The sequence below is a fragment of the Pseudonocardia parietis genome (genome assembly GCF_017876315.1).
Taxonomy (GTDB): domain Bacteria; phylum Actinomycetota; class Actinomycetes; order Mycobacteriales; family Pseudonocardiaceae; genus Pseudonocardia; species Pseudonocardia parietis.
The window spans coordinates 971,076-997,089 of sequence record NZ_JAGINU010000001.1 but is presented as its reverse complement, the minus strand read 5'-3'; the positions used below and the strand labels follow the sequence as shown (position 1 = coordinate 997,089).

Below are 26,014 nucleotides of genomic sequence, written 5' to 3'. Positions count from 1 at the left end.
GGTATGACGAACGACCCCCACGCCTGGCTCGAGGACGTCACCGGCACCGCGGCCCTGGAGTGGGTGGCGGAGCGCAACGCCCACGCCGAGGAGCAGCTGACCGGCACCGAGCTGTTCACCGGGCTGGAGTCGGGCATCCGCGAGGTACTCGACTCGGACGCCCGCATCCCCTGGGTCGTGCAGCGCGGCGGGCTCTACTACAACTTCTGGACCGACGAGCGGAACCCGCGCGGCCTGTGGCGGCGCACCACGCCCGAGCAGTACCGGACCGACGACCCGGACTGGGAGATCCTGCTCGACCTCGACGCGCTCAACGAGGCCGAGGGTGAGAACTGGGTCTGGCACGGCGCCCGGATCCTGCGCCCGGACCTCGACCGCGCGCTGGTGGACCTGTCCCGCGGCGGCGCGGACGCCGACGTCACCCGCGAGTTCGACCTCGTCGCGAAGCGGTGGATCGAGCCGGACGGGGCCGCAGCCGGGTTCTTCCGGCCCGAGGCGAAGGGCGGCGTGAGCTGGATCGACCGGGACACCCTCTACGTCGCCAGCGACTTCGGCGACGGGACGACGACGAGTTCCGGCTACCCGCGCACCGTGCGTCGCTGGGCCCGGGGCACGCCCCTCGACCAGGCCCCGGTCGTGTTCGAGGGCGAGCCGGACGACCTGTCGGTCAGCGCCCACCACGACCCGACACCCGGGTTCGAGCGCGACTTCGTGCGCCGGGCGATCGCCTTCTACTCCGACGAGCTCTACCTGGTCGACAGCGGCTCCGAGCTGCGGAAGATCGACGTGCCGGACTCGGCGATCGCCGACGTCGAGCGCGAGTGGCTGATCCTCGAGCTGCGGGAGGACTGGGACTCGTTCCGGGCGGGCTCGCTGCTCGCGGCCCGGTTCGACGATGTCATGGCGGGCAACCCGGCCTGGGACGTCCTGTTCGCACCGACCACGGAGTCGTCGCTGGCCGGGTACACCTGGACGCGTCATCACCTGGTGCTCAACGTGCTCGAGAACGTCGTCAACACGCTCTCCGTGCTCACCCCCGGCGACGACGGCTGGACCCGTACCCCGTTCACCGGGGCGCCCGAGTTCGGCAGCGTCGAGGTGTCCGCGGTGGACTCCGACGAGAACGACGACGTCTGGCTCGTCGTCACCGACTACCTCACCCCCTCGACGCTGTCGATCGCGACGATCGGTGAGCGGCCCGAGACGCTGAAGAGCTCACCGGCGTTCTTCGACGCCTCGGGACACGTGATCGAGCAGCACTTCGTGACCAGCGAGGACGGCACCCGCGTGCCGTACTTCCTGGTCCGGCGCGAGGACCTGCCCTTCGACGGCACCGCACCGACCCTGCTCTACGGCTACGGCGGGTTCGAGATCGCGCTGACCCCGGGCTACTCCGGCGGCATCGGCCGGTCCTGGCTGGAGCGGGGCGGGGCGTACGCGGTCGCGAACCTGCGCGGCGGTGGCGAGTACGGCCCCCGCTGGCACCGCGCGGCGCTGCGGGAGAACCGGCCGCGTGCCTACGAGGACATGGCCGCCGTCGCCCGCGACCTGGTGGACCGCAAGATCACCTCGCCCGCGCACCTGGCCGTGCAGGGCGGCAGCAACGGCGGGCTGATGGCGGGGAACATGCTGGTCCGCGACCCGGAGCTGTTCGGAGCGGTCGTCATCCAGGTCCCGCTGCTCGACATGAAGCGCTACAGCCATCTGCTCGCCGGCGCGTCCTGGATGGCCGAGTACGGCGACCCGGACACCGACGACTGGGAGTTCGTCCGGACGTTCTCGCCGTACCACCTGATCGACGCCGCGGCCGCCTACCCGCCGGTGATCCTGTTGACCTCGACCCGGGACGACCGGGTGCACCCCGGCCACGCCCGCAAGTTCGCCGCGGCGCTCGCCGCGGCCGGCCACGATGTCACGTACTACGAGAACATCGAGGGCGGCCACGGCGGCGCCGCGGACAACGCACAGGCGGCGCGGATGTCCGCGCTCGCCTACGCGTTCCTGTGGGAGCGGCTCACGAACCGGTCGTCGTGACCCCGTCGAGGAAGCCGGTGACGAGCTTCGCGAGGTCCTCGGGACGCTCGATGTGCATGCCGTGACTCGACCCGGGCCCGGTGACGAGCTCGAACCGGGCCCCGGGGATCGCGTCGGCGACCTTGCGGGACTGCCACTGCGGGGTGAGCAGGTCCTGCTCGCCGACCACGACCAGGGTCGGCGCGGTGATCGCGCCGAGCCGGTCGAGCGTGTCGTGGGCCAGGTCGGCGTCCCACTGCTCGACGGTCGCCCGGATCTGCGCCTCGGTCTGCGGGAACGCCGGGATCAGCGGGCCCAGCAGCTCCTCGAAGTCGGGCCGGTCGAGCAGCTGCGGGGAGAAGGCGATCCCGGACGCGGCCAGCGCCCCCTCCATGTCGCCGTGCGCGTAGGGCAGCCGGAGCGCGGAGAGCACGGACCGCTGGAACCCGTCGCAGCGTCCCCACGTCCCGTACATGATCGTGGAGGCGACCCGGTCCGGGTGGGCCAGGGCCAGCTCCTGCGCGATCGCCGACCCGAGCGACCAGCCGAGGATGTGCGCCCGCGGCACGTCCAGTGCCTCGAGCAGGGCCGCGGCGTCCTCGGCCAGTGACGCAACGGTCATCGGCCCGTCGCCGCGCTCGGTGCCACCGAGACCACGCAGGTCGTAGGTGATGACCTGGTGCTGCTCGGCGAGCCGGGCGGTCAGCTCACCCCACAGCGGGATCGAGCCGGACGTTCCCATGATCAGCAGCAGCGGCTCGCCGCTGCCGGTCGACTCGTGGTTCACCGTGATGCCGGTGCGGATACTCGTCTGGGGCACGTGAATCTCCTTCGGGGTGCGGGCAGCGCTTCAGCAGACGTCAGCGGGGTGGGCTCAGCGGAACTGCAGGCCGTCGTCGAGATCGGCCGCGGGCAGCGACACCCGCTCCTGGTCGTGCTCGTGCATGTGGGTCCACGGAGCCCGGTCGCCCTGGCGGAACATCTTGTCCTGCGAGCGCATGACGTAGCCGGGGTTGAAGTTCGCCGGGTCGCTCCACGGCAGCAGCGGCATGTCCTCGTCACCGGGGCGCAGTTCGGGGACCACCGTGGTCACGCCCCGCTCGGCCATCCGGTCGAAGACGCGCCCGACGACGTCGTTGATCAGATCGACGCGCAGCGTCCAGCTGTGGCGGAAGTAGCCGAACGAGTACGCCATGTTCGGCACCCCGCTGATCATCATCCCGCGCCAGGTGACCCGCTTCGTGAAGTCGACCGGCTCGCCGTCCACCCGGAACGGGATGTCGCCGAGCACCGACAGGTTGAAGCCGGTGGCCGTCACGATGATGTCGGCCTCGAGTACGTCGCCGGAACCGACCTGCACGCCCTTCTCGGTGAACTCGGTGATCTCGTCGGTGACGACCTCGGCCTTGCCCTCGCGCATGGAGGTGAAGAAGTCGCCGTCCGGGACGAACGCGATCCGCTGCTGCCACGGCCGGTACTGCGGCGTGAAGTGCTTCTCGACGTCGGTGCCCTCGGGCAGCAGCGGGCGGATGGTCTCGACGAGGAACTCGTGCAGCTGGTCGGGGTCCTCGAGACCGGTCGTCGCCAGCCAGTCCAACTGCTGGACGTAGGTGCGGCGCAGGATCTCGTGCGTCCACTCGGCGGGCAGGTCCAGCGGCTCCAGCATCGTGGCGAGCTCGTGCACCGTCGGCGCCGGGAACCAGTACGACGGCGAGCGCTGCAGCATCGTCACGTACTCGGCGGTCTCCGCCATCGCCGGGACGATGGTCGCCGCCGTCGCGCCCGACCCGATGACGAGCACCCGCTTGCCGTCCTGCTCGAGGTCGCCCGGCCAGGCCTGCGGGTGCACGATGCGGCCCTCGAACCGTTCCGTGCCCGGCCACTCGGGGGTGTAGGGCTCGTCGTGGTTGTAGTAGCCCTGGCACATCCACAGGAACTCGGTGGTGAGGCGCAGCCGCTCGCCGGTGTCGGTACGGGTGACCTCCGCGGTCCACCGGTGCTCCTCGGACGACCAGTCGAGCGCGGTGACCCGATGGTGGTAGCGGATCTTGTCCGCCAGGTCGTCCTCCTCGATGACCTCGTCGAGGTAGGACAGGATCGCGTCGCCGGCGGCGATCGACTTCCCGCGCCACGGCTTGTGCCGGTAGCCGTAGGTGAACAGGTCACTGTCCGAGCGCGCACCCGGGTACTGGTGGGTCCACCAGGTCCCGCCGGGGGCGTCCTGGGCCTCCAGGAGCACGAAGCTCCGGTCGGGGAACCGCTCGCGCAGGTGGTGCGCGGCGCCGATCCCGGACACACCCGCTCCGACGATGAGGACATCGACGTGTCCGGCGTCCCGGACGTCGGGTTGGTTGCGCTCGGTCGTGGCGGCACCGGTCATGGCGGCGTCTCTCCGTTCGACGGTGAAGGGGGCGTGCCGAACCTAGATCCGCACCGCACGACGGCGGGTGTCCCAAGGTCGGACATCCGAAGGTCTTGACCGCGGCCGCATGATGTGAGGGAGCACACAGAGGAGTAGTTCATGGGCGAGGTCCGGGACGAACGCACGCTGCTCACCTCGGCGAGGGACGACCTGCTGGACCGGTACGACGTCGACCTGCCCGGTGTGCCGGACCATGTCGCGGCCTCGTGGCGGCGCAGTCTCGCCCGCGGTGTCGACCCCGGGACGATCGCGAACCGCTACCACGCCGACCTCGATGTCGACTCCCGCCTGGTCCGGTGTGCCCGGCCGGTGATCGACCGGCTGGCCGAGCAGGTCGCGGACGTCCCCGTGTGCATCGCGCTGACCGACGACCGCGCCCGGCTGCTCCTGCGCCGGGACACCCAGCGCGGGATCGGCCTGATCGCCGACGGCAACAACTTCGCCACCGGGTTCGGGTACGGCGAGGGCGAGGTCGGCACCAACGGGGTCGGGACGGTCCTGGAGTTCGGCGAGTCCGTCCACATCGTCGGTGCCCAGCACTTCGTGGAGCGACTGCAGGACTACGCCTGCGCCGGCGCCCCCGTGCGGGACCCGCTCACCCGGCGGATCGAGGGCGTCCTCGACGTCAGCTGCCGGTCCGAGCACTCCTCCCCTGTGCTGCACTCGCTCGTGCGGGCGGCGGCCGCGCAGATCCAGGAGGCACTGCTGCGCGATCGTGACCCCGACCAGCAGGCCCTGTTCGACGCCTACGCCCGCGCCGACGCCCGGGGCAGGCGGGCCGTCGTGGCCATCGGCCGCAGCACGGTGCTGACCAACGTGCTGACCCAGACCCTGCTCGACTCCGAGGACCTGCTCGCGTTGCAGGACCACATGCGGTTCGTGATGCTCCGGGGCCCGTCGACCGACGACCGCGTGGACCTGCCCTCCGGAACCCGGGTACGGCTGCGCGCGACGGTCGTCACGGTCGGCGACTCGGTCGCCGGGATGATCGGGACCGTCGCGGTGCCGCAGGAGTCCGGTGCCGGACCGGCCACCGTCCGCCCGCGCTCCGCCGGCCCGGCGACCGTCCGCACGCAGTCCCCCGGTCCGGCGACCGTCTCCCCGCGGTCCGCCGGTCCGATCCCGGGCGCCCCCGGACCCGCAGCCGGGCCGGTCGCTCCCGCATCGGCGCCCGCACCGGCCGGGAGCCGGTCCCCGGCGTGGCGGACGGCCTGGGCGGCGGTCACCGAGGCGCTGCACGAGCCCTCGACGGCGGTGCTGGTGCTGGGCGAGCCGGGCTCCGGCCGGCGCCGGATGCTGTCCGACGTGGACCGGTTGCTGCACGGACCGGGGAACGTCGTGCCGGTGGGGCCCGAGCAGGTGGCGGCCGCGCCCGGCGCGGTGGCGGACCGGATCCGGTCCCCGGAGCCGGGCCGGCTGCTGGTGCTGTCCGACGTCGACCGGCTGCCGGACGGAGCGGTCGAGACCCTCGCCGCGGCGCTCGGCGCCGCGCGGTCACCCGACGCGCCGCTGCGGATCGCGGCGACCGCCTCCTACGACGCCGTGCGCGGGCCCGAGTACGGCGCGCTGCTGGACCGGTTCCGGTGGTCGGCGACGGTGCCGCCACTGCGCAACCGCTCCGCGGACCTGCCGGCCCTGGCCGGGGCGGTGCTGGCCGAGCTGGCTCCCCAGCGCGAGATCCGGCTGTCGCCCGCCGCGCTGCGGATGCTGGCCCGCCACACCTGGCCCGGCAACGTGACCGAGCTGGCCGACGCGCTCGGCGCCGCGTTGCGCAGGCGCCCGGTCGGGATCATCGAGCCCGCCGATCTGCCCGAGTCCTGCCAGAGCGCGCCGCGCAGCTCGCTGCGCGCGGTCGACCGGGTGGAGCGCAACGCGATCGTCGGGGCGCTGCGTGACGCGGGCGGCAACCGCGTGGCGGCGGCCACCGCGCTCGGGCTGGCCCGATCCACCCTCTACCGCAAGATCCGCCAGTACGGGATCACCGACTGACCGCTAGCGTCGTCCGGTGTGAACGAGGTCGTGATCCGGGTCCGCGGTGAGCACGAGCGCGAGGTCCCCGCCGAGCGCGGCACCGCGCGCGTCGTGGTGCGCGCGCAGGGCGCCGAGCCCGGACCGGTGCGGGCGCGGGTCGAGGCCGAGTGCGTCGCCGTCCTCGCCGACGTCCGGGCCTGGCACGACCCGGACTCCGGGCCCGTCCGCCGCTACGTCGTCGACCAGGTCCGGACGTCGGTGCAGCATCCCTCGCACAAGGGCCGCCCGCGCCCGCCGGTCCACCACGCGTCGGTGTCGTTGTCGGTGGAGTTCGACGACGTCGCCCGGCTCGGCGGCTGGCTGTCCGGCCTGGGCGGCTCCGAGAACGTCCAGGTCCGCGGGATCGACTGGGGTCTGGCCGACGACCACCGCCGCGAGATCGAGCGGGCGGCGCGGCAGGAGGCACTCCGGCAGGCACTCGCGCGGGCCCAGGACTACGCCGACGCCCTCGATCTCGGGCCGGTCCGTGCCCGGTCGGTGGCCGACGTCGGGCTGCTCGACCCGCGCCCCGCTCCGGTCGCGGCGCGGGCCTTCGCCGCCGCGCCGGGTGGCGGCGCTCCCGAGTCCGACGACGGGCTGGGCGCGCTGCTCGCGCCCGACGACATCACCGTCCGGGCCGCCGTCGAGGCCGAGTTCGTCGTGTCCCCGGCCTGAGCTCGGGCCCGGCCTCACCCGTCCTTCGCGATGTCGGCGTGCTCGGTGCGCAGCTCCCGCTTGAGGATCTTCCCGCTCGGGTTCTTCGGCAACGCGTCGGCGAACACGACGTACTTCGGCCGCTTGTAGCCGGCGAGCTTCTCCCGCGTGTGCGCGTGCACCTGCTCCTCGGAGAGCGTCACACCCTGCTTGGGCACCACGACCGCGGTCACGGCCTCGATCCAGTGCGGGTGACTGACCCCGAACACCGCGACCTCGCCGACACCCTCGAGCAGGTAGACGGCCTCCTCGACCTCGCGGGACGCGACGTTCTCCCCACCGGTCTTGATCATGTCCTTCTTCCGGTCGACCACCGACAGGTAGCCGTCCTCGGTCATCACGCCGAGATCACCGGAGTGGAACCAGCCGCCCGCGAACGCCTCGGCGGTCTTCGCCTCGTCGTTGTAGTAGCCCAGCGCGGCGTGCGGGGACCGGTGCACGATCTCGCCGACCTCGCCGGGCGGCACCTGCTCACCCTGCTCGTTCACGACCCGGGTCTCGCAGTTGAGCGAGGCCCGCCCCGCCGACCCGGCCCGCTCGATCTGCTCCTCCGGACGCAGGATCGTGGCCAGCGGCGACATCTCGGTCTGGCCGTAGAAGTTCCACAGCGAGACGTCCGGGAGCCGCCGGGACAGCTCCTGCAGCACCTCGACCGGCATCGCGGCCGCGCCGTAGTACCCCTTGCGCAGGCTGGACAGATCGGTCGAGTCGAAGTCCGGGTGGCGCAGCAACGCGATCCACACCGTCGGCGGGCAGAACAGCTTGGTGACCTTCTCCCGCTCGATCGTCGCGAGCACCGTCGCCGGGTCCGGCCCGGGCAGGATGATGCTGGTCGCGCCCAGGTAGACGTCGACGGAGAAGAAGCAGTCCAGCTGCGCGCAGTGATACATCGGCAACGGGTGCAGCTCGACGTCGTCGTGGGTCATCCCGCCGTCGACGATGCAGCTGACGTACTGGGTGATCAGCGAACGGGACGGCAGCATCACGCCCTTGGGCCGGGACTCGGTGCCCGAGGTGTACATCAGGCGCAGCGGGTCGTCGTCGCCCACGTGCACGTCCGGCTCGCCGGGGTCGCCCTCGCCGTCGATCCAGCCGTCGGCGTCGATCCAGTCACCGGTCGGCGCCTGCCCGGACAGCCCGATCCACCCCCGGATCGTCGCCGGGTCGGCGGACCGGGCCAGCGCCTTCTCCGCGACCGCGGCGAGCGTGTCCTCGACGACGAACGCCTTCGCCCCCGAGTGGTCGAGGATGTAGGCGATCTCCTCCGGGCCGAGCATGAAGTTCACCGGCACCAGCACGACGCCCAGCCGCGCGGTCGCGAACGTCAGCACCCCGAACTGGCGGCAGTTGTGCGACATCAGCGCGAGCCGGTCGCCCTTGACCAGGCCGTGGCCGGCCAACGCCGCCGCGCAACGGTTCACCGCGGCGTCGAACTCGGCGAACGTCCACCGGGCACCGGCATCGACCACGGCGAGCTTGTCCGGGTAGCGCAACGCCGTGCGATGCAGCAGGTCACCGGTGGAATGCCGGCGGGCCCGCGTGATCGCGGCGGTCGTCTGCTCGCTGAATCCGGTGGCGGCGCTGCTCATACGGAGATCCTGCCCCACCCGCCACGGCCACGCACCTACCCGGCGTCACATGAGGGCTCTGCGGCGAACCCTCACGTGTCACTCGGTGTGTGGGCAGACGAGTCCTACACCGACACCCACTACTTCATCGGTGCCCTCGTCGTTCCGGAAGCCGCGGCTCGGCCTCTGGTCACCGATCTCGACGACCTGATGGAGCGGACGTCGACCGCGTACGACGAGATCGACCCGTCCTTCGAACTGCACGCCCACGAGCTGGTTCACGGCAAGGGTGGATGGAAGCCGCTCGCCCGGATGCACCGCGCGCGTATCGGCATCTACGAGAAAGTCCTTGCCGCCATCGCGCGCCACGAGGCCACGTTCATCGTCGAGGGCATCGACCGCACCAAACTCTCCGAGCGCTACGCGAAGCCGGACGAACCCCACTCGCTCGCGTTGATGTGGATCATGGAGCGTGTCCAGGAGTACACCAGGACGGTCGGGAGGAAGGTCGGGACCGCAACGTTCGCGCTGCTCATTGCCGATGAGGTCGACCAACACGACGAGCACCGGCGAAATCTGTGGGTCGCTCAGCGCGACGGAACCTGGGGCTACAAGGCGCAGGTCCTCGACCGCATCGTCGACACCATCTACTTCACCCCATCGCACAGCTCCCGGCTTCTCCAGGCAGCCGATTTCGCCACGTTCATCTACCGGCGCCGGAAGACGCACGTCGAGACCGACCCACGAGCAGAAGCCGCCTGGGCACGGCTGTACGGGCTACTGGAACGGCGATCGTGCGCCAACGCGTCTGGCCTGCATAGATGCACGAAGACCCCGCCACGAGGGCGGGGTCTAAGGCGGACAGGATTTCCAGGTCTCGCTGGTCCTCCCGTAACAGCTACCCTACCCGGGCCCCGATGACCTGTCACGGCACAACCGGCCCGGGACCGTCGTGGGCCTCCTCCCACGACACCGAGCCGTATCTCGGCGGGCATCACTCCTCCTGCACGGCTCGGGCCCGGATGGACACGTGATCCTCCGGGACACAGACGCCGGTCGGCTCGTCCCGCCCCCGCAGAGTCACCGGCTCCCCGGCCCGCCAGTGGTCGGCTTCGGGGCCGGCGGCGTCGACCGCACGGGCGGCCGCGACCACCCTGCCCGGGACGGACTTGGCGAGCTCGGTGAGCCGGGCGGCCTCGTTCACCGGGTCGCCGATCACGGTGTACTCGTACCGGCGCGGATCACCGAGGTTGCCGGCGACGGCATCCCCGGCGGACACGCCGACCCCCGCCTCGATCTCCGGCATCTCGGCGGCCAGACGCTCCCCGAGGCGGCGCGCGGCGACGAGCGCGGCGCCGGGGGCGTCGTCCAGGTCCAGCGGCGCACCGAAGATCGCCAGCGCGGCGTCGCCCTCGAACTTGTTGATCCATCCGCCGGACTGCTCGACGCACTCGAGCACCACGCCGAAGAACCGGTTGAGCAGGGCGACGACCTCCTCCGGCGGCCGGCGGACGGCCATCGTCGTCGACCCGACGAGATCGACGAACAGCACCGCGACCGGCCGCACCTCGCCACCGAGCCGGACCTCGTGCGACCGGGCGGCGGCGGCCTCGGCGACGTCGCGGCCGACGTGCCTGCCGAACAGGTCCCGGATCCGCTCCCGCTCCCGCAGTCCCTCGACCATCTGGTTGGTCCCGGCCTGCAGCTGGCCGAGCTCGGTGTTGTCGTAGACGGGGACGTGCACGCCGAGGTCGCCGTCCTGCACCCGGGCCAGCGCCCGGCGCACCGTCAGCACCGGGTCGGCGATGGCCCGGGCCGCGCCGATCGTGGTCAGCAGGCCGCTGCCGATCGCCGTCCCACCCAGCACCAGCATCGTCACGGCGAGCTGGGTCGGTGAGGAGTCCTGGTAGAACAGCGCGACCAGGCCGGCGAGCATGAGACCGGCCAGCGGGACGGCGGTGCCCAGTACCCAGAACCCGACCGAGCGCAGCATCACGCCGGTGACCAGGCGACGACGCCGCGGCGGGCGACCGGAGAGCACCTGGGCCGCGGCGCGGCGCAGCATCCGCTCGACGAGCAGGTAGGACAGCGCGCAGGTGGTGACTCCGCCGATCGCGACCGTCGCCGTCACCGAGAACGCCAGCCGCCCCGAGTACCGCAGGTTGAGCAGGCAGAACAGGATCGCGGCGAGGAACCACAGCACCACGATCGTCCCGCTGATTCGGGCCGGGCCGGCCAGCACCAGCCGCAGCTGCGCCTGCTCCACGTCGGCCTCCGACCGGCGCACGGTCAGCGCGCGGTGGCCGAGCCAGATCCCGGCCGGGATCGCCACCAGCAGGTACACCGCCAGGACGACGAGGTTCACCAGCCGGATCTCCACCGCGTCCAGCAGCTGCCCACGGGGCAGCACGAACGCGGCGATCACCAGTACGGCCGCGGCACCGCCGACGTTCGCCCCGGTGACCACGAACGCGAGCAACGCCCGCACCGGCAGACCGACGACCGAGCGCCCCGGCCTGGCCGGTCGCAGATCCGTCATGATCGCGGAGTCTAGGCCGAAGGGGTGAGAAGGAAACCTCAGCCGCGCAGGCCGGCCAGCCGCTCGGCCGCCTCGGTGAGCACCTCGTCGCGCTTGCAGAACGCGAACCGCACCAACGGCCGGGTCGCCGCGACCCCTGCCGCGGAGCTGCAGAACACCGACACCGGCACGGCCGCGACCCCGCACAGGCCGGGGAGCTTCCCGGCGAGGTCGACGCCGTCGTCGAAGCCGAGCGGGCGAGGATCGGCGACCACGAAGTAGGTGCCCCGTGGCGTGAGCACGTCGAACCCGGCGGCCCGCAGCCCCGCGGAGAGCAGGTCCCGCTTGCGGGTCAGGTCGGTGGTGATCGAGAAGTAGAAGTCGTCACCGAGGGCCAGCGCGTTCGCCACGGCCGGCTGCAGCGGCGCCCCGCCGTGGAAGGTGAGGAACTGCTTCACCGCGCGCGGGGCGGCGACCAGCTCGGGCGGGCCGTGGATCCAGCCCACCTTCCAGCCGGTGACCGAGAACGTCTTGCCGGCCGAGGAGATCGTGAGCGTGCGGCCGGCGAGGCCGGGCAGGGTCGCCATCGGGACGTGCTCGGCGTCGTCGAAGGTCATGTGTTCGTAGACCTCGTCGGTCACGATCACGGCGTCGTGCGCGACGGCGAGCTCCCCGATCCGGACCAGCTGCGCCCGGGTGAACACGGTCCCGGTCGGGTTGTGCGGGGTGTTGACCAGCACGACCTTCGTGCGGTCGGAGAACGCCGCGGCGAGCTCGTCGTCGTCGAAACCGAAGCGGGGCGGGTGCAGCGGCACCGGCTTCAGGGTCGCGCCGGCCAGCGCGACCGACGCGGCGTAGGAGTCGTAGGCCGGTTCGAACGTGACGACCTCGTCGCCGGGTTCGCACAGCCCGAGCAGGGCCGAGGCGATGGCCTCGGTGGCACCGGTCGTGACGACGACGTCGGCCGGGTCGACCTCGAGCCCGTAGAAGCGGCGCTGGTGGTCGGCGACGGCCCGGCGCAGCGACGGCATGCCCGGGCCGGGCGGGTACTGGTTCACACCGCGCTCGGTGATGTTCGCGGCGGCGTCGGCGAGCAGGGACGCGGGACCGTCGGTGTCCGGGAACCCCTGGCCGAGGTTGATCGCACCGGTCTCGACGGCGAGCCGCGAGATCTCGGTGAAGATCGTGGAGGTGAACGGGCGCATGCGCTCGACCAGCATGGTCGTCGACCCTAATGCCGGTGCGGGCCTCCCCGGACGACGGAGGCCCGCACCGGCCGGGGCCGGGTCAGCGACGGTCGGGACGCAGCGCGGGGATCAGGACCGCGACGGCGAGGTGGACGGCGTAGAGGGCCGCCATGGTCGCCGGGGTCGCGACGACGAAGAAGATCGGGAACATCGAGAGGATCAGCACGAGCACCGCGAGCCCGGTCCAGATCCGGGCGGCGTGCCGGGTGACCCGTTCCAGGAGGGCGAGTGCGCCCCAGCCGAGCAGTGCGACGACGAGCGTGACGACGGCCGTCGCACCGGCGCTGATGACCACCGGTTGGGCGGGATCGTCGAGGAGGTAGTCGGCACCGGCCAGCCGCCCGAGCAGCCACACGAACAGGGTGACCAGGACGGTTGCGGCGACACCGGTGGGACGGGCGAGCCAGGAGGCGCGGAGCGTGGTCGAGGTGGTCGGGATCGCGTTGTAGGAAGTCATGCGAGAAGCGTGCGAGCTGAAGCCGACTTCAGGTCAAGGGCATTGTGGAGACTCCGGTGAACGGGCGGCGCAGCTCCTGATCGAGGTTCTGCGCTACCCCGTGCAGGCCCGTGTCCGCGGTGGGTTCCACCGCCGCCGGGCGAGCTACCGGTTCACCTCAGTCGAGTCCGCGGACGATGTGCGTCTCGTCCTCGTTCTCCTCGGTCTCGACAGCGCCGGTGGTGTCGTCGGTGTTCATCGTGGTCTCCCCTCGAACGTCTGGTGACGAATGGTGGACACAGAGGTAGACGTTCGTCACCGGCATAACGTTGCTGTACCGGCACATGGACCGATTCAGAACCACCCGACCGGGCGAGCGGTACCTGTCCGTCCGGTCGGGTCGCGTCCCTGGTGCCCCGTCTCGCTACCCCGCGAGGCGGCCGGTCAGATGGAGCCTTTCCGTCTTTCCGGCGCCGCGGACCGCGAACCGCCACGCCCCGTCGGCGTCCTGCTGGGTGACCAGCTCGGCCGTCGCCGGGAGCAGCACCGGCTTGCGGAACACGACGTCGTAGGTGACGGCGTCGGGGACCCGCCCCTCGAGCGCCGCCGCGGCGCGTGCCGCCGTCCACATGCCGTGCGCGATCGCCCGCGGGAAGCCCATCGCCCGCGCGGTGAGCGGGTGCAGGTGGATCGGGTTCACGTCCCCGGAGACGGCGGCGTAGCGGCGCCCGGCGTCGGCCGGGATCCGCCACAGCGCACTCGCCGTACCGGTCGGCGCGGCCGGCTCCGGGACGTCCTCGCCCCCGGCCGCGGCGGGCGCCGTCGCGCCCCGGGACAGGTAGGTGCTGCGCCCCTCCCAGACCGTCTCGCCGCCCGCGGAGACCACTGCGATCAGGTCCACCTGGGCACCCTTGGGGTGCGCGGTGAGCCGGTCGGCGCGGACCCGGACGTCGAGCGGCTCCGATGGCGCGATCGCGCGGTGCACGGTGATCCGGTTGGCGAGGTGCACCAGCCCCGGCAGCGCGAGCGGGAACGACCGGTCGGCCATCAGCGCGACCTGCAGCCCGAACGCGAGCACGTGCGGGTAGGTCACCGGCAGCGCGTCGCCGACCCGGAACCCGCAGACGCGGGCGTAGTCGGCGAGCTGCCCGGGGTCGGGTGTGACCCCGCGGCGGACCAGCTCCGTGTCCGGCAGGACCGACGCCCTGCGCGGCAACACGGCTCCGACCGCGGCACGCGCGTAGAGCGGCCCCAGGGAGGGCGGCCCGGACAGCTCCGTGACCGCCATGTCAGGCCCCCAGCATCGACTGGCCGCAGACCCGCACGACCTGCCCGTTCAGCCCGCCGGACTCGGCCCGGCCGAGCCAGCCGATGGCCTCGGCGACGTCGACCGGCAGCCCGCCCTGCTTGAGCGAGTTGACCCGGCGACCGGCCTCGCGGGTGCCGATCGGCATCTTCCCCGTCATCTCGGTCTCGATGAACCCGGGAGCGACGGCGTTGATCGTCGCCCCGCGCTCGGCGAACCGCGGGGCGAACGCCCGGACCATCCCGATCACGCCGGCCTTGGACGCCGCGTAGTTGGTCTGGCCGCGGTTGCCCGCGATCCCGGACTGGGACGACACACAAACGACCCGGCCGGCGTCGTGCAGCGGGGACCCCGCCGCGAGCAGTGCCTCGTTGATCGCCAGCTGGGCGCCCAGGTTCACCGCCAGCACCGAGTCCCAGCGGTCGGCGGTCATGTTGGCGAGCAGCTTGTCCCGGGTGATGCCGGCGTTGTGGACCACGAGGTCGACGCCGCCGTGCCGCTCCGTCAGGTGGGTGAGCAACCGGTCCGCCGCGTCGGCCGCGGTGATGTCGAGCTGCAGCGCGGTGCCGCCGGTGCGGTTCGCGGTCCTCGCGAGACCTTCTCCGGCCGCCGGGACGTCGACGGCGACGATCGACGCACCGTCCCGGGCGAGGGTCTCGGCGACGGCCGCGCCGATCCCCCGCGCGGCCCCGGTGACGACGGCGATCCGGCCGGCCAGCGGCCGCTCCTCGGCGCGGGGGTCGTCGACCTCGGCAGGCTCCTGCGGCGTGCCGACCGGTTCGCTCACGCGCACGACCTGCCCGTCGACGTAGGCCGAGCGGGCGGACAGGAAGAACCGCAGCGACGAGTCGACAGCGGCCGGCGGGGCGCCCGCGGCCACGACGAGCAGGTTCGCCGTCGCCCCGAACCGCAGTTCCTTGCCGATGGAGCGGACCAGCCCGTCGAGCGCCTGGGCCACCGCCGCCGCTTCGGCACCGGGCGCCTCGGCGGGCTCGGCTCCGATCAGCAGCACCCGGCCCGACGGGCCGACCCGCTTCACCGCCGGGGTGAGGATCTGCTGCGCCGCGGCGAGATCGGCCAGGGTCCGTGCCCCGGTCAGGTCGACGACGACGCCGTGCAGCTTCTCCTCGCCCGCCTCAGCAATCACCTGCTGCCCGTGCTCCCGCACGAACGCGGCGACCGGCCCGGCGAACCGGCCGTCCCCGGCGGAGGCGACGAGCACCGGCCCGGCCAGCAGCGGGTCGCCCGGGCGGTGCCGGCGCAGGGCCGGCACCGTCGGCAGCCCCAGCTGCTTGGCGATGCCGGTGTTGGACAGGGTCGCCAGAAGATCGTTGCCACTCATGCCGTCGCCTCCAGGATCGCCACGACGCCCTGACCGCCCGCGGCGCAGATCGAGATCAGTCCACGCTGGTCCGTGCGCTCGGTGTCCGCCTTCTCCCGCAGCAGCTTCGCCAGGGTGGCGACGATCCGCCCACCGGTCGCGGCGAACGGGTGCCCGGCTGCCAGCGAGGAGCCGGCGACGTTGAGCTTGTCGTCGTCGATCGCGCCGAGCGGCGAGTCGAGACCGAGGCGCTCCGTGCAGAACCGCGGGTCCTCCCAGGCCTTGCGCTGCACCTGCACGACCGAGGCGAACGCCTCGTGGATCTCGTACAGGTCGAAGTCCTGCAGGGTCAGCCCCTGGCGGGCCAGCATCCGCGGCACCGCGAACACCGGGGCCGTGAGCAACCCGTCCGGGCCGTGCACATAGTCCACGGCTGCCGTCTCGGCGTCGACCACGTGCGCCAGCACCGGCAGCCGGTGCTCGGCGGCCCACTCGTCGGATCCGAGGAGGACCAGGGCGGCGCCGTCGGTCAGCGGGGTGGAGTTGCCGGCCGTCATCGTCGCGTCCGGGCCCGTGCCGAACACCGGCTTCAGCTTCGCGAGCTTCTCCGCCGACGAGTCCGGGCGCAGGTTGTCGTCGCGGGTCAGCTTCAGATACGGCGTGAGGAGGTCGTCGAAGAAGCCGCGGTCGTAGGCGGCAGCCAGGTTGCGGTGGCTGCGGGCGGCGAGCTCGTCCTGCTCGGCGCGGCCGATGCCCCACTCGAGGGCGGTCCGTGCCGCGTGCTCGCCCATCGACAGGCCGGTGCGCGGCTCGGAGTTCTCCGGGATCTCCGGGACGATCTGGCCCGGGCGCAGCTGCCCGACGAGCTTGATCCGGTCGGCGACCGTCCGCGCCGCGTTGAGCTTGACCAGGACCCGGCGCAGGTCGTCGTTCAGCGCGATCGGCGCGTCGGATGCGGTGTCCACACCACCGGCCACGCCGGACTCGAGCTGGCCGAGGGCGATCTTGTTGGCGACCGCGACGGTCGCCTCCAGGCCGGTGCCGCAGGCCTGCTGGACGTCGTAGGCCGCGGTCGCCGGGTCCAGCCGGGAGCCCAGGACCGCCTCGCGGGTGAGGTTGAAGTCCCGGGAGTGCTTGAGGACGGCCCCCGCGACGACCTCGCCGAGCCGCTCGCCGGCCAGCCCGAAGCGGGCCACCAGACCGTCCAGCGTGGTGGTGAGCATGTCCAGGTTGGATGCGCCCGCGTAGGCCTTGTTGGCCCGCGCGAACGGGATCCGGTTGCCACCGATGACGGCGGCGCGCCGGGTACTGGCTGACATGGTCGTCCCTCCTCCAGATCGGGTCGCGCTCCCCGGCCGGGCGGTTGCGCTGCGCACGATCGCCGGCAGGCGGAGCATGGGATGCGTGCTGGCCGTCGTTACCACCGAGTAGCCGATACTTAAGGTACACGGTACTGTAGGTTCCGTGCAGGTGGGACGGGACAAGCGGGACAGCAGGTGGGACACCCACCGCGAGCAGCGACGTGTGCAGCTCGTCGGCTCCGCCATCGCGGCGATCCGCCGCCAGGGCGCCGGCATCGGGATGGACGAGATCGCCGCCGCGGCCGGCACCAGCAAGACCGTGGTCTACCGGCACTTCGGCGACCGGACCGGCCTCTACACCGCGGTCTGCGAGTCGGTGGCCGGGGTACTGCTCGCCGAGGTGCGGCGCGCCACGGCGGACGTGCTGTCCGACCCCGGGCGCGGGCCCCGGTCCGCCGTCGCCGCCGGTGTCGACGCCTACCTGCGACTGATCGAGATCGACCCGGAGCTGTACCGCTTCGTGGTGCACCGGCCACTACTCGCCCAGGGCCACGGCGGGCGCCGCGGGGCCGGGACACCGGCCGGCACCCCGGCCCCCGACCCGGTCAACGACCTGGTGACCGTGATCGGCGACGAGGTCGCCGCCGCGATCGGTGGCTACCTGCGACCGGCCGGCGCCGACGCGTCGTCGACCGTCCGGATCTGGGGCCACGCGATCGTCGGCCTGGTCCGCGGCGCAGCCGACGACTGGCTGGCCCGCCCGGACGGCACCACCCGTGGACAGCTCACCGTCCACCTCACCGACCTCGCCTGGTCCGGCCTGTCCGGACTGGCATCGCACGTGCAGGAGGTTCAGCCATGACCCAGAGCACCCTTCCCGCCCCGGACCTGATCCCGGTGGACATCCTGCGGACCGTCGTCGACGGCCGATGGGCCCGCGTCCGTCAGGAGACCCGGGAGCAGCTCGCCGCGACCGACCTGCGCACGGATCCGGACCACTCGTCGGCCGAGTACCGGGCGCACATCACCGACGCGCTGAAGGTCCTGACGTCCTCGGGCCGGCCGCTCACCGGCTTCGACCCGGCCGTCGGGGGCGAAGGCGATGTCGGCGGCGTCGTCACCGCGTTCTCGATGCTCGCCTACGGGGACCTGTCACTGCTGGTCAAGGCGGGTGTCCAGTGGGGGCTGTTCGGCGGCGCGGTGCAGGTACTGGGTACCGAGCGGCATCACGAGCAGTACCTGCGCAGGATCATCGACGGCGAGCTGCTCGGCTGCTTCGCCATGACCGAGGCCGGTCACGGGTCGGACGTGCAGCACCTGCACACCACCGCGACCTACGACCCCGCCTCGCACGAGTTCGTCGTGCACACCCCGTACCCGCAGGCGCGCAAGACCTACATCGGCAACGCCGCGCGGGACGGCCGGATGGCCGTCGTCTTCGCCCAGCTGATCACCGGCGGCCGGAGCCGGGGGGTGCACGCGTTCCTGGTCCCGCTGCGCGACGCCGACGGCAACCCGGTGCCCGGCGTCACCATCGGCGACGACGGCCGCAAGGCCGGCCTGAACGGCGTCGACAACGGGCGGCTGTCCTTCGAGCGGGTCCGGATCCCGCGGACCCATCTGCTCAACCGGTTCGCCGACGTCGCCGAGGACGGCACGTACTCCTCGCCGATCGAGAACGAGACCGCGCGGTTCTTCACCATGCTCGGCACGCTGGTCCGCGGCCGGATCAGCGTCGCGGGCGGCGCGGGTGGCGCGGCGCAGAAGGCGCTGGCCCTCGCGGTCCGGTTCGGCGAGCGCCGCCGTCAGTTCTCGAACCCGTCGACCGGCGAGGAGATCGCCGTCCTCGACTACCTCGCCCACCAGCGCAAACTCCTGCCCGCACTGGCGACGACGTTCGCGCTGCACTTCACCCAGGACGACCTGGTGGCCCGGATGCACGCCATCCAGGCGCCCGGGGCCGAGCCGGCCGGTGCCCGTGAGCAGCGGACCCTGGAGCAGGCCGCGGCCGGGATCAAGGCGATCGCCACCTGGCACGCCACGCACACCATCCAGACCTGCCGGGAGGCCTGCGGCGGCGCCGGCTACCTGGAGGAGAACCTGCTGCCCGCGCTGAAGGCGGACACCGACGTGTTCACCACCTTCGAGGGCGACAACACGGTGCTGCTGCAGCTGCTGGCCAAGGAGCTGCTGGCCGACTACGGCCGGACGGTCAAGAAGGGCAACCCGCTGGCCATCGCTCCGCTGGTCGGCCGCCAGCTGGCCGGGGTGCTCGCCGAGCGGACCGGCGCGGCGTCGCTGCTGCGGCGGCTCCCGTCGCGCGGGCTCGATCTGACCGACCGCGCGCGGCGGCGCGAACTGCTGCGGGTGCGTCGCGAGGACACCCTGGCCACCGCGATCCGCAACCTGGCGCCGGCGATGCGCCGGGGCAACGACGAGTTCGCCGTGTTCAACTCCGCGCAGGACCTGCTGCTGGTCGCGGCGCGGGCACACGTCGACGTCATGGTCGAGCAGTCCTTCGCGGACGCGCTGGAACGCATCGACGACGCCGGCGTGCGGGCGCTGCTGGAGCGGGTCCACGACCTGCACGTGCTCACGGTGATCGACCGCGAGCGCGCCTGGTACCTGGAGACCGGACGGCTCACCGCCGCCGAGTCCCGGTCGATCCGCCCGCTGGTCAACGAGTTGTGCGCAGAGCTGCGGCCCTACGCGCGGACGCTGGTCGACGCGTTCGGCATCCCGGAGAACCGGCTGGCCTGCCCGATGCTCGACGACGAGGCCTGGGCTCCCGCCCCCGCCACTCCCGCCGAGCCCGTGACCGACCAGGTCGAGACCGGCTGAGACCGCGCCCCTGTGAGCCGACCCACCACCGAACCAGCGGACGGCCGCCGACTCCGAGCCTAGGCTCGGAGTCGTCAAGATCCGTCCCCCGACGGTGTTGTCTGCGCAGTGAGGTGCCCGTTGTCCGTCTCCCCGATCCACCCCCCGGTCGACGCCGAGGAGTCCGAGCTCCGCGTGACCGAACGGAAGACGGCAGCCGCCGGCGCGAAGGCGGTCGCGATCTCCATGAAGCGCTCGCTGTCCGCGCAGGGCCTGGTGAAGACCGCGCGGAACCTGCTCTCCCTCAACCAGGTCGGCGGCTTCGACTGCATGAGCTGCGCCTGGCCGGACCCGCTCCCGGGCGAGCGGCACACCGCGGAGTTCTGCGAGAACGGTGCCAAGGCCGTCGCCTGGGAGGGTGACCGCAACCAGGTCACACCGGAGTTCTTCGCGCAGCACTCCGTCGAGGACCTGAAGACCCGCAGCGCGCACTGGCTGGAGAGCCAGGGCCGGCTGGTGCACCCGATGGTCCGGCGCGACGGCGGCACGCACTACGAGCCGATCAGCTGGGAGAGCGCGTTCGAGCTGGTCGCCTCGCACCTGAAGGCGCTCGACTCGCCGGACGAGGCGATCTTCTACACCTCCGGGCGGGCGTCGAACGAGGCCGCGTTCGTCTACCAGCTGCTCGTGCGCGCCTTCGGCACGAACAACCTGCCCGACTGCTCGAACATGTGCCACGAGTCGACCGGGGTCGGGCTCACCGACTCGATCGGCATCGGGAAGGGCTCGGTGTCGCTGCGCGACATCCACGAGGCCGACCTCATCGTGATCTCGGGGCAGAACCCGGGCACCAACCACCCGCGGATGCTGTCCGCGCTGGAGACCGCCAAGCGCAACGGCGCACGGATCATCGCGATCAACCCGCTGCCCGAGGCGGGACTGTTCAAGTTCGACAACCCGCAGCACCCGCGCGGCATGGCCGGCATCGGTACCCGGCTCGCCGACGAGTTCCTGCAGATCCGCTCGGACGGCGACCTGGCGCTGTGGCAGGCGTTCGGCCACCTGCTGCTGGCCGCGGAGAAGCGCGCTCCGGGCACCGTCGTGGACCGGGACTTCATCGAGCGGCACACGAACGGCTTCGAGGAGTACGCGGCCCACGTCGAGGACATCGACCGCGACGCCGTCGTCCGCGCCACCGGGCTGGACTGGGCGCAGATCGAGAAGGCGGCGGACATGCTCGCCGGCTCGGAGCGGATCGTGAACTGCTGGGCGATGGGCATCACCCAGCACCGCAACTCGGTGAACACCATCAAGGAGATGGTGAACGTCGCGCTGCTCCAGGGCATGATCGGCAAGCCCGGTGCGGGGCTCTGCCCGGTCCGCGGCCACTCGAACGTGCAGGGCGACCGCTCGATGGGCATCTGGGAGAAGGTGCCGGACAGCTTCCTGGACGCGCTGCGCGACGAGTTCGGGTTCGAGCCGCCCCGCGAGCACGGCTACGACGCGGTCGCCGCCGTGAAGGCGATGGACGCCGGCGCCGGGAAGGTGTTCGTCGGCCTCGGCGGCAACTTCTCGCAGGCCATGTCGGACACCGGGGTCACCGAGCGGGCGCTCGAGAAGAGCGCCCTCACCGTCCAGATCTCCACCAAGCTCAACCGGTCGCACGCCGTCGCGGGCACCGACGCGCTGATCCTCCCGACGCTCGGCCGGACCGAGAAGGACCTGACCGGCGGCCGGATCCAGAAGGTCACCGTCGAGGACTCGATGTCGGCCGTGCACGCCTCGCACGGGCGCTCCGAGCCGGCGGGCGAGCTCCTGCGCTCGGAGGTCGACATCCTGTGCGGTGTCGCCCGCGCGACCTTCGGCGACGACCACGCCGTCCCGTGGGCGGAGTTCGCAGGCGACTACGACCGCATCCGGGACTCGATCGGCCGCGTGGTGCCGGGCTGCGAGGACTACACCGAGAAGATCGCCCGCTCCGGTGGCTTCGCGCTGCCGCACCCGCCGCGGGACAGCCGGACCTTCCCAACGACGTCCGGCCTGGCCGAGTTCACGGTCAGCCCGATCCAGGTCGCCACGTTGCCGGCGGGGCGGCTGGTGCTGCAGAGCCTGCGCAGCCACGACCAGTTCAACACCACGATCTACGGCCTGGACGACCGCTACCGCGGCATCCACTCCGGACGCCGGGTCGTGTTCATCTCACCGGCCGACCTGAGCGAGCTCGGCTACGCCGACGGTGACCGGGTGGACCTGGTCAGCGAGTGGATCGACGGCTCGGAACGGCGCGCCGACGGTTTCCGGCTGGTGTCCTACTCGACGCCGAAGGGCTGCGTCGCCGCCTACTACCCGGAGACCAACCCGCTGGTGCCGCTGGACTCGTTCGCCGAGGGCTCCCGCTGCCCGACGTCGAAGTGGGTGCAGGTGCGGCTCGAGCCCGCGGGCGGATCGCGCACCGGCACCGTGTGAGGCCGCTCACCGGGCCGTCGGATCCGGCGCGGCGGGAATCCGGTCACCGCTGGTGAGGTTGAACCCTGTCGTGGCCACATGAGGGGGGAACCGGTGACCGCTGTGCGCAGTGCCGTCGCTACACCGAGCCGGCTACGGCTCGCTCTGGTCCTGGGCGCGTTGATCGCGCTCGGGCCGCTGACGATCGACACGTACCTGCCCGCGCTGCCGGAGGTGGGCCGTGACCTGGGCGCCTCCGGGACCACGGTGCAGCTGACGCTGACCGGCACGCTGGTCGGTCTCGCGCTGGGCCAGATCGTGATCGGCCCGCTCTCCGACGCGTACGGGCGCCGCCTCCCGCTGCTGCTCGGCACCGGGCTGCACGTGCTGGCGTCCGCGCTGGTGGCGGTGGCGCCCTCGATCGAGGTGCTGACCGCGCTGCGGGTGCTGCAGGGCGTCGGCGCCTCCGCGGGCGCGGTGATCGGGCTGGCGATCGTGCGGGACCTGTTCACCGGCCGCGCGGCCGCGACCATGCTGTCGCGGCTCATGCTCGTGATGGGCGCCGCGCCGGTGCTCGCACCGACGATCGGCGCGGTCCTGCTCACCTGGGTGTCCTGGCGCGGGGTGTTCCTCTTCCTCGCCGGCTACGGCCTGGTGATGCTCGCCGTGGTGACGGCCGGGCTGCCCGACACGCTGCCCGTGTCCCGTCGCCGTCCCGCCCGGCTCGGCGCGACCGTGCGGACCTACGGGATGCTGCTGCGGGACCGGACGTTCGTCGGCCTGGTACTGGTCGCGGGGCTGGCGATGGGAGCACTGTTCAGCTACGTCTCCGGTGCCGCGTACGTCTACCAGCAGCAGTTCGGGATGGACCAGCAGACGTTCGGGCTCGCGTTCGGCGCGGGCGCGATCTGGCTCGTCATCGGCACCCAGCTGAACCCCGTGCTGCTGCGGTACCTGGAGCCGCGCCGGGTGCTGAGCGGCGCGATCGCCGCCGGCGTGCTGGCCGGGCTCGTGATGGCGGTGCTGACGATGACCGGGACCGGTGGGCTCCCCGCCGTGCTCGCCGGGGTGTGGGCACTGCTGCTGGCCTGCGGGTTCGTCATGCCGAACGCGCCTGCGCTGGCCCTGGCCCGGCACGGGGAGTCGGCCGGGACGGCGGCGGCACTGCTCGGGGCGCTGCAGTTCGGCCTGGGCGCCGCGACGTCGCCGGTGGTCGGGCTGCTCGGCAACGACGCGGCCGCGCTGGGGCTGTCGATGTTCGGCGCCATCGCGCTCTCGGGCCTGGCGCTGGTGCTGGTCGTGCGGCCGTGGACGCTGCCCGATCTCGAGGACCGGCCCGCACGTGTTTGACCTGAAGTGAAGTTCAGGATCTAGGTTCCCGCACATGGACGCGAGCATCTACCGGGCCCTGCACACCGCCGGCGCCGAGCCGGGCCGGCGGAACCGACCTGCCGGGGCGACGACGAAGCGGATACTTCGGCTCGCCCGGCCACACCGTAGACGGATGGCGTGGTTCCTCGCCGCGAGCACGGCGGGCGCGGTCCTCACCGTCGTCACACCGGTGCTCGCCGGGCGGGCGACCGACGCGATCACCTCGGGGGCGCCGGTGTCGGCGCTCGCGGTCGTCGCCGGGCTGATCGCGGTCGCGGCGATCGTCGAGGCGGGACTGGGCCTGGTCAGCCGATGGCTGTCGGCGAACCTGGGCGAGAGCCTGATCCAGCAGCTCCGGACCACGGTGTTCGACCACGTGCAGCGGATGCCGGTCGCGTTCTTCACCCGTACCCGGACCGGGGCGCTGGTGTCCCGGCTGAACTCCGACGTCCTCGGCGCCCAGCGGGCGTTCTCCGACACCCTCGCCGGCGTGGTGTCCAACCTGGTCACCCTGCTGCTCACGCTCGGCGTGATGCTGGCGATCTCGTGGCCGGTGACGGTGCTGGCGGCGCTGCTGCTGCCCGTGTTCCTCGTCCCGGCCCGGCTGATGGGCCGGCGGCTGGCCGCGCTGGAGCGCGAGGCCGCCGACCACAACGCGGCGATGAGCACCCGGATGACCGAGCGGTTCTCCGCACCCGGCGCCACGCTGATCAAGCTGTTCGGGCGGCCGGAGCAGGAGTCCGGCGAGTTCGCCGAGCGTGCGGACCGGGTGCGCGCGATCGGGGTCCGCTCGGCGATGCTGCAGTGGGTCTTCGTCACCGCGCTGACGCTGGCCTCGTCGCTGGCGGTGGCCCTGGTCTACGGCGTCGGCGGTGGGTTCGCGCTGGCCGGGGCACTGTCCGCCGGTGACGTCGTGTCGCTGGCGATGCTGCTGACCCGGCTGTACCAGCCACTGACCGCGCTGGCCGGGGCCCGGATGGAGATCATGACGGTGCTGGTCAGCTTCGAGCGGGTCTTCGAGGTGCTCGACCTGGAGCCGATGATCTCCGACGCGGCGGATGCCCGGCCGGTTCCGGACGGGCCGGTCGGCGTCGAGTTCGACCGCGTCTCGTTCGCCTACCCGACCGCCGACCAGGTGTCCCTCGCGTCGCTGGAGGAGGTCGCGACGCTGGACACCCGCGGTGGCGAACAGGTGCTGCACGACGTGTCGTTCGCCGTGGCGCCCGGGCAGATGGTCGCGCTGGTCGGGTCCTCGGGCGCCGGCAAGTCGACGGTCGCGCAGCTGGTCGCGCGGCTCTACGACGCCGGCTCCGGGGCCGTCCGGATCGGTGGCGCCGACGTGCGGGAGCTGACCGGGGAGTCGGTGCACCGCACGGTCGGGTTCGTGACCCAGGACGGGCACCTGCTGCACGACACGGTCGCGGCGAACCTGCGGATCGGGGCGCCGGACGCCACCGACACCGAGCTGTGGGACGCGTTGCGCCGGGCCCGGCTCGGTGAGCTGGTCGCCTCGCTGCAGGACGGGCTGGAGACCGTCGTCGGGGAGCGCGGCTACCGGCTCTCCGGCGGCGAGCGGCAGCGGCTGACGATCGCCCGGGTGCTGCTGGCCCGCCCGCGGGTCGTCGTGCTGGACGAGGCCACCGCCAGCCTGGACTCCACGTCCGAGGCCGCGGTGCAGGCAGCACTGGCCGAGGCGCTCGAGGGCCGGACGGCGATCGTGATCGCGCACCGGCTGTCCACCGTCCGGGACGCCGACGAGATCCTCGTGCTGGAGCGGGGACGGATCGTCGAGCGCGGCGACCACGTCGCGCTGCTGGCCCGGGACGGCCGCTACGCCGAGCTGGTCCACGCGGGCGCGCCGACGAACGGCGATCACCGCCCCGGCAGCGACGAGCTCTCGGGCGCTACCGGAAGTCGTCCGGGGATACTTCGTCGATGAACTCGCGGAACTGCTGGAGCTGCTCCTCCGGCGGTTCCGCGGCCGTGCCGCCGGTCGCCGCGCGGGCCTGGGCGGTGATCCCGCTCTCGTCGGCCGAGTCCGACGGCAGGACGTCCTCGATCGGCTGGCCGACCTCGTCGAGCACGTGCTCGGCCATGCCGATCGACAGGCCCTCCCGGACCGCTATGGCCAGCGCGTCCGACGGTTTCACGGCGAGCCGGGTGCCGTCGTCGAACACCAGCTCGGCGGTGTAGACGCCGTCGGTGAGGTCGCTGATCTCCACCGAGTCCAGGGTGTGGCCGAGCGCCGCCGCCACCGGGAGCAGGACGTCCTGGGTGAGGGCGGTACTGGAGTCGTCCCGCCGGCCCGCGGCGATCACCTCGGCCTGTGGGGGCCGCAGGAACACCGGGACACACCGTTGCCCGCCCGCCTCGCCGAGCAGCAGTACCGGCTGCCGTGAGCGGGCGTGCACGATCAGTCGCAGAACATGCATCGTCCGGGTCATCCGCGCCCCTCCCGGTGATGTGGCTCACGTCATTGTGGCATCCCGGGGCGATGAGCGCGTCTCACAACGAGACGGCAC

Annotated in this window: 20 protein-coding genes; 9 read left to right on the top strand and 11 right to left on the bottom strand. The window is 72.5% G+C overall.

The window, feature by feature from the left end:
- Positions 1-3 precede the first annotated feature (3 nt).
- Positions 4-2,034 (top strand): prolyl oligopeptidase family serine peptidase, encoded by a 2,031-nt coding sequence (locus tag JOF36_RS04820; RefSeq protein WP_210025208.1) that lies wholly within the window; start codon positions 4-6, stop codon positions 2,032-2,034.
- Here JOF36_RS04820 and JOF36_RS04815 read toward each other — a convergent pair.
- Both JOF36_RS04815 and JOF36_RS04810 read right to left on the bottom strand, forming a co-directional pair.
- A complete protein-coding gene (locus JOF36_RS04815; protein ID WP_210025207.1) occupies positions 2,015-2,833 on the bottom strand; it encodes an alpha/beta fold hydrolase in 819 nt (272 codons plus the stop codon). The genes JOF36_RS04820 and JOF36_RS04815 overlap by 20 nt on opposite strands.
- Positions 2,834-2,887: 54 nt before the next feature.
- A complete protein-coding gene (locus tag JOF36_RS04810) occupies positions 2,888-4,393 on the bottom strand; it encodes a flavin-containing monooxygenase (RefSeq protein WP_210025206.1) in 1,506 nt (501 codons plus the stop codon).
- A 141-nt stretch (positions 4,394-4,534) separates the two neighbouring features.
- Between JOF36_RS04810 and JOF36_RS04805 the strand changes: the two genes are divergently transcribed.
- Both JOF36_RS04805 and JOF36_RS04800 read left to right on the top strand, forming a co-directional pair.
- The gene (locus tag JOF36_RS04805; protein WP_210025205.1) at positions 4,535-6,424 is read left to right on the top strand and encodes a sigma-54-dependent Fis family transcriptional regulator; all 1,890 of its coding nucleotides are present in this window, start codon (positions 4,535-4,537) and stop codon (positions 6,422-6,424) included.
- Positions 6,425-6,442: 18 nt separating this feature from the next.
- Positions 6,443-7,120, top strand: coding sequence for an SIMPL domain-containing protein (locus JOF36_RS04800; RefSeq protein WP_210025204.1), 678 nt, complete (start codon positions 6,443-6,445; stop codon positions 7,118-7,120).
- Between the two features lie 14 nt (positions 7,121-7,134).
- On the opposite strand, the gene JOF36_RS04795 is transcribed toward JOF36_RS04800, so the two are convergent.
- The gene (locus JOF36_RS04795) at positions 7,135-8,748 is read right to left on the bottom strand and encodes an acyl-CoA synthetase (protein WP_210025203.1); all 1,614 of its coding nucleotides are present in this window, start codon (positions 8,746-8,748) and stop codon (positions 7,135-7,137) included.
- 75 nt (positions 8,749-8,823) lie between these two features.
- On the opposite strand from JOF36_RS04795, the gene JOF36_RS04790 reads away from it, so the two are divergent.
- A complete protein-coding gene (locus JOF36_RS04790; protein WP_210025202.1) occupies positions 8,824-9,648 on the top strand; it encodes a DUF3800 domain-containing protein in 825 nt (274 codons plus the stop codon).
- A gap of 73 nt (positions 9,649-9,721) precedes the next feature.
- Here the strand turns inward: JOF36_RS04790 and JOF36_RS04785 are convergent, their stop codons facing one another.
- The 7 genes from JOF36_RS04785 to JOF36_RS04755 form a co-directional block, all read right to left on the bottom strand.
- A complete protein-coding gene (locus tag JOF36_RS04785; RefSeq protein ID WP_210025201.1) occupies positions 9,722-11,266 on the bottom strand; it encodes an adenylate/guanylate cyclase domain-containing protein in 1,545 nt (514 codons plus the stop codon).
- 38 nt (positions 11,267-11,304) lie between these two features.
- On the bottom strand, positions 11,305-12,465 hold the full coding sequence (locus JOF36_RS04780; protein WP_210025200.1) for a pyridoxal phosphate-dependent aminotransferase: 1,161 nt from the start codon (positions 12,463-12,465) through the stop codon (positions 11,305-11,307).
- Between the two features lie 67 nt (positions 12,466-12,532).
- Positions 12,533-12,949 (bottom strand): DUF6069 family protein, encoded by a 417-nt coding sequence (locus JOF36_RS04775; protein WP_210025199.1) that lies wholly within the window; start codon positions 12,947-12,949, stop codon positions 12,533-12,535.
- Positions 12,950-13,106: 157 nt separating this feature from the next.
- Positions 13,107-13,247, bottom strand: a complete 141-nt coding sequence (locus JOF36_RS04770; RefSeq protein ID WP_210025198.1) for a hypothetical protein — start codon at positions 13,245-13,247, stop codon at positions 13,107-13,109.
- Between the two features lie 105 nt (positions 13,248-13,352).
- Positions 13,353-14,216 (bottom strand): MaoC family dehydratase, encoded by an 864-nt coding sequence (locus JOF36_RS04765; RefSeq protein WP_210025197.1) that lies wholly within the window; start codon positions 14,214-14,216, stop codon positions 13,353-13,355.
- Between the two features lies 1 nt (position 14,217).
- Positions 14,218-15,576 carry a 3-oxoacyl-ACP reductase gene (locus tag JOF36_RS04760; protein WP_210025196.1) on the bottom strand — a complete coding sequence of 453 codons (1,359 nt, stop codon included), beginning with the start codon at positions 15,574-15,576 and terminating at the stop codon, positions 14,218-14,220.
- A complete protein-coding gene (locus JOF36_RS04755; protein WP_210025195.1) occupies positions 15,573-16,874 on the bottom strand; it encodes an acetyl-CoA C-acetyltransferase in 1,302 nt (433 codons plus the stop codon). The genes JOF36_RS04760 and JOF36_RS04755 overlap by 4 nt, the downstream gene beginning before the upstream one ends.
- Before the next feature lie 145 nt (positions 16,875-17,019).
- On the opposite strand from JOF36_RS04755, the gene JOF36_RS04750 reads away from it, so the two are divergent.
- The 5 genes from JOF36_RS04750 (at position 17,020) to JOF36_RS04730 (ending at position 25,431) form a co-directional block, all read left to right on the top strand.
- Positions 17,020-17,718 (top strand): TetR/AcrR family transcriptional regulator, encoded by a 699-nt coding sequence (locus tag JOF36_RS04750; RefSeq protein ID WP_210025194.1) that lies wholly within the window; start codon positions 17,020-17,022, stop codon positions 17,716-17,718.
- On the top strand, positions 17,715-19,697 hold the full coding sequence (locus JOF36_RS04745) for an acyl-CoA dehydrogenase family protein (protein WP_210025193.1): 1,983 nt from the start codon (positions 17,715-17,717) through the stop codon (positions 19,695-19,697). Before JOF36_RS04750 ends, JOF36_RS04745 begins: the two co-directional genes overlap by 4 nt.
- A gap of 120 nt (positions 19,698-19,817) precedes the next feature.
- Entirely contained in the window at positions 19,818-22,142 is a 2,325-nt protein-coding gene (locus JOF36_RS04740) for an FdhF/YdeP family oxidoreductase (protein ID WP_210025192.1), read from the top strand.
- 93 nt (positions 22,143-22,235) lie between these two features.
- Entirely contained in the window at positions 22,236-23,471 is a 1,236-nt protein-coding gene (locus JOF36_RS04735; RefSeq protein WP_307862213.1) for a multidrug effflux MFS transporter, read from the top strand.
- 34 nt (positions 23,472-23,505) lie between these two features.
- A complete protein-coding gene (locus JOF36_RS04730; protein ID WP_210025191.1) occupies positions 23,506-25,431 on the top strand; it encodes an ABC transporter ATP-binding protein in 1,926 nt (641 codons plus the stop codon).
- Here the strand turns inward: JOF36_RS04730 and JOF36_RS04725 are convergent.
- Complete coding sequence (locus tag JOF36_RS04725) at positions 25,397-25,936, bottom strand: bifunctional nuclease family protein (RefSeq protein WP_210025190.1); 540 nt, start codon at positions 25,934-25,936, stop codon at positions 25,397-25,399. The two genes, JOF36_RS04730 and JOF36_RS04725, sit on opposite strands and share 35 nt — an antisense overlap.
- Between the last annotated feature and the right edge of the window lie 78 nt (positions 25,937-26,014).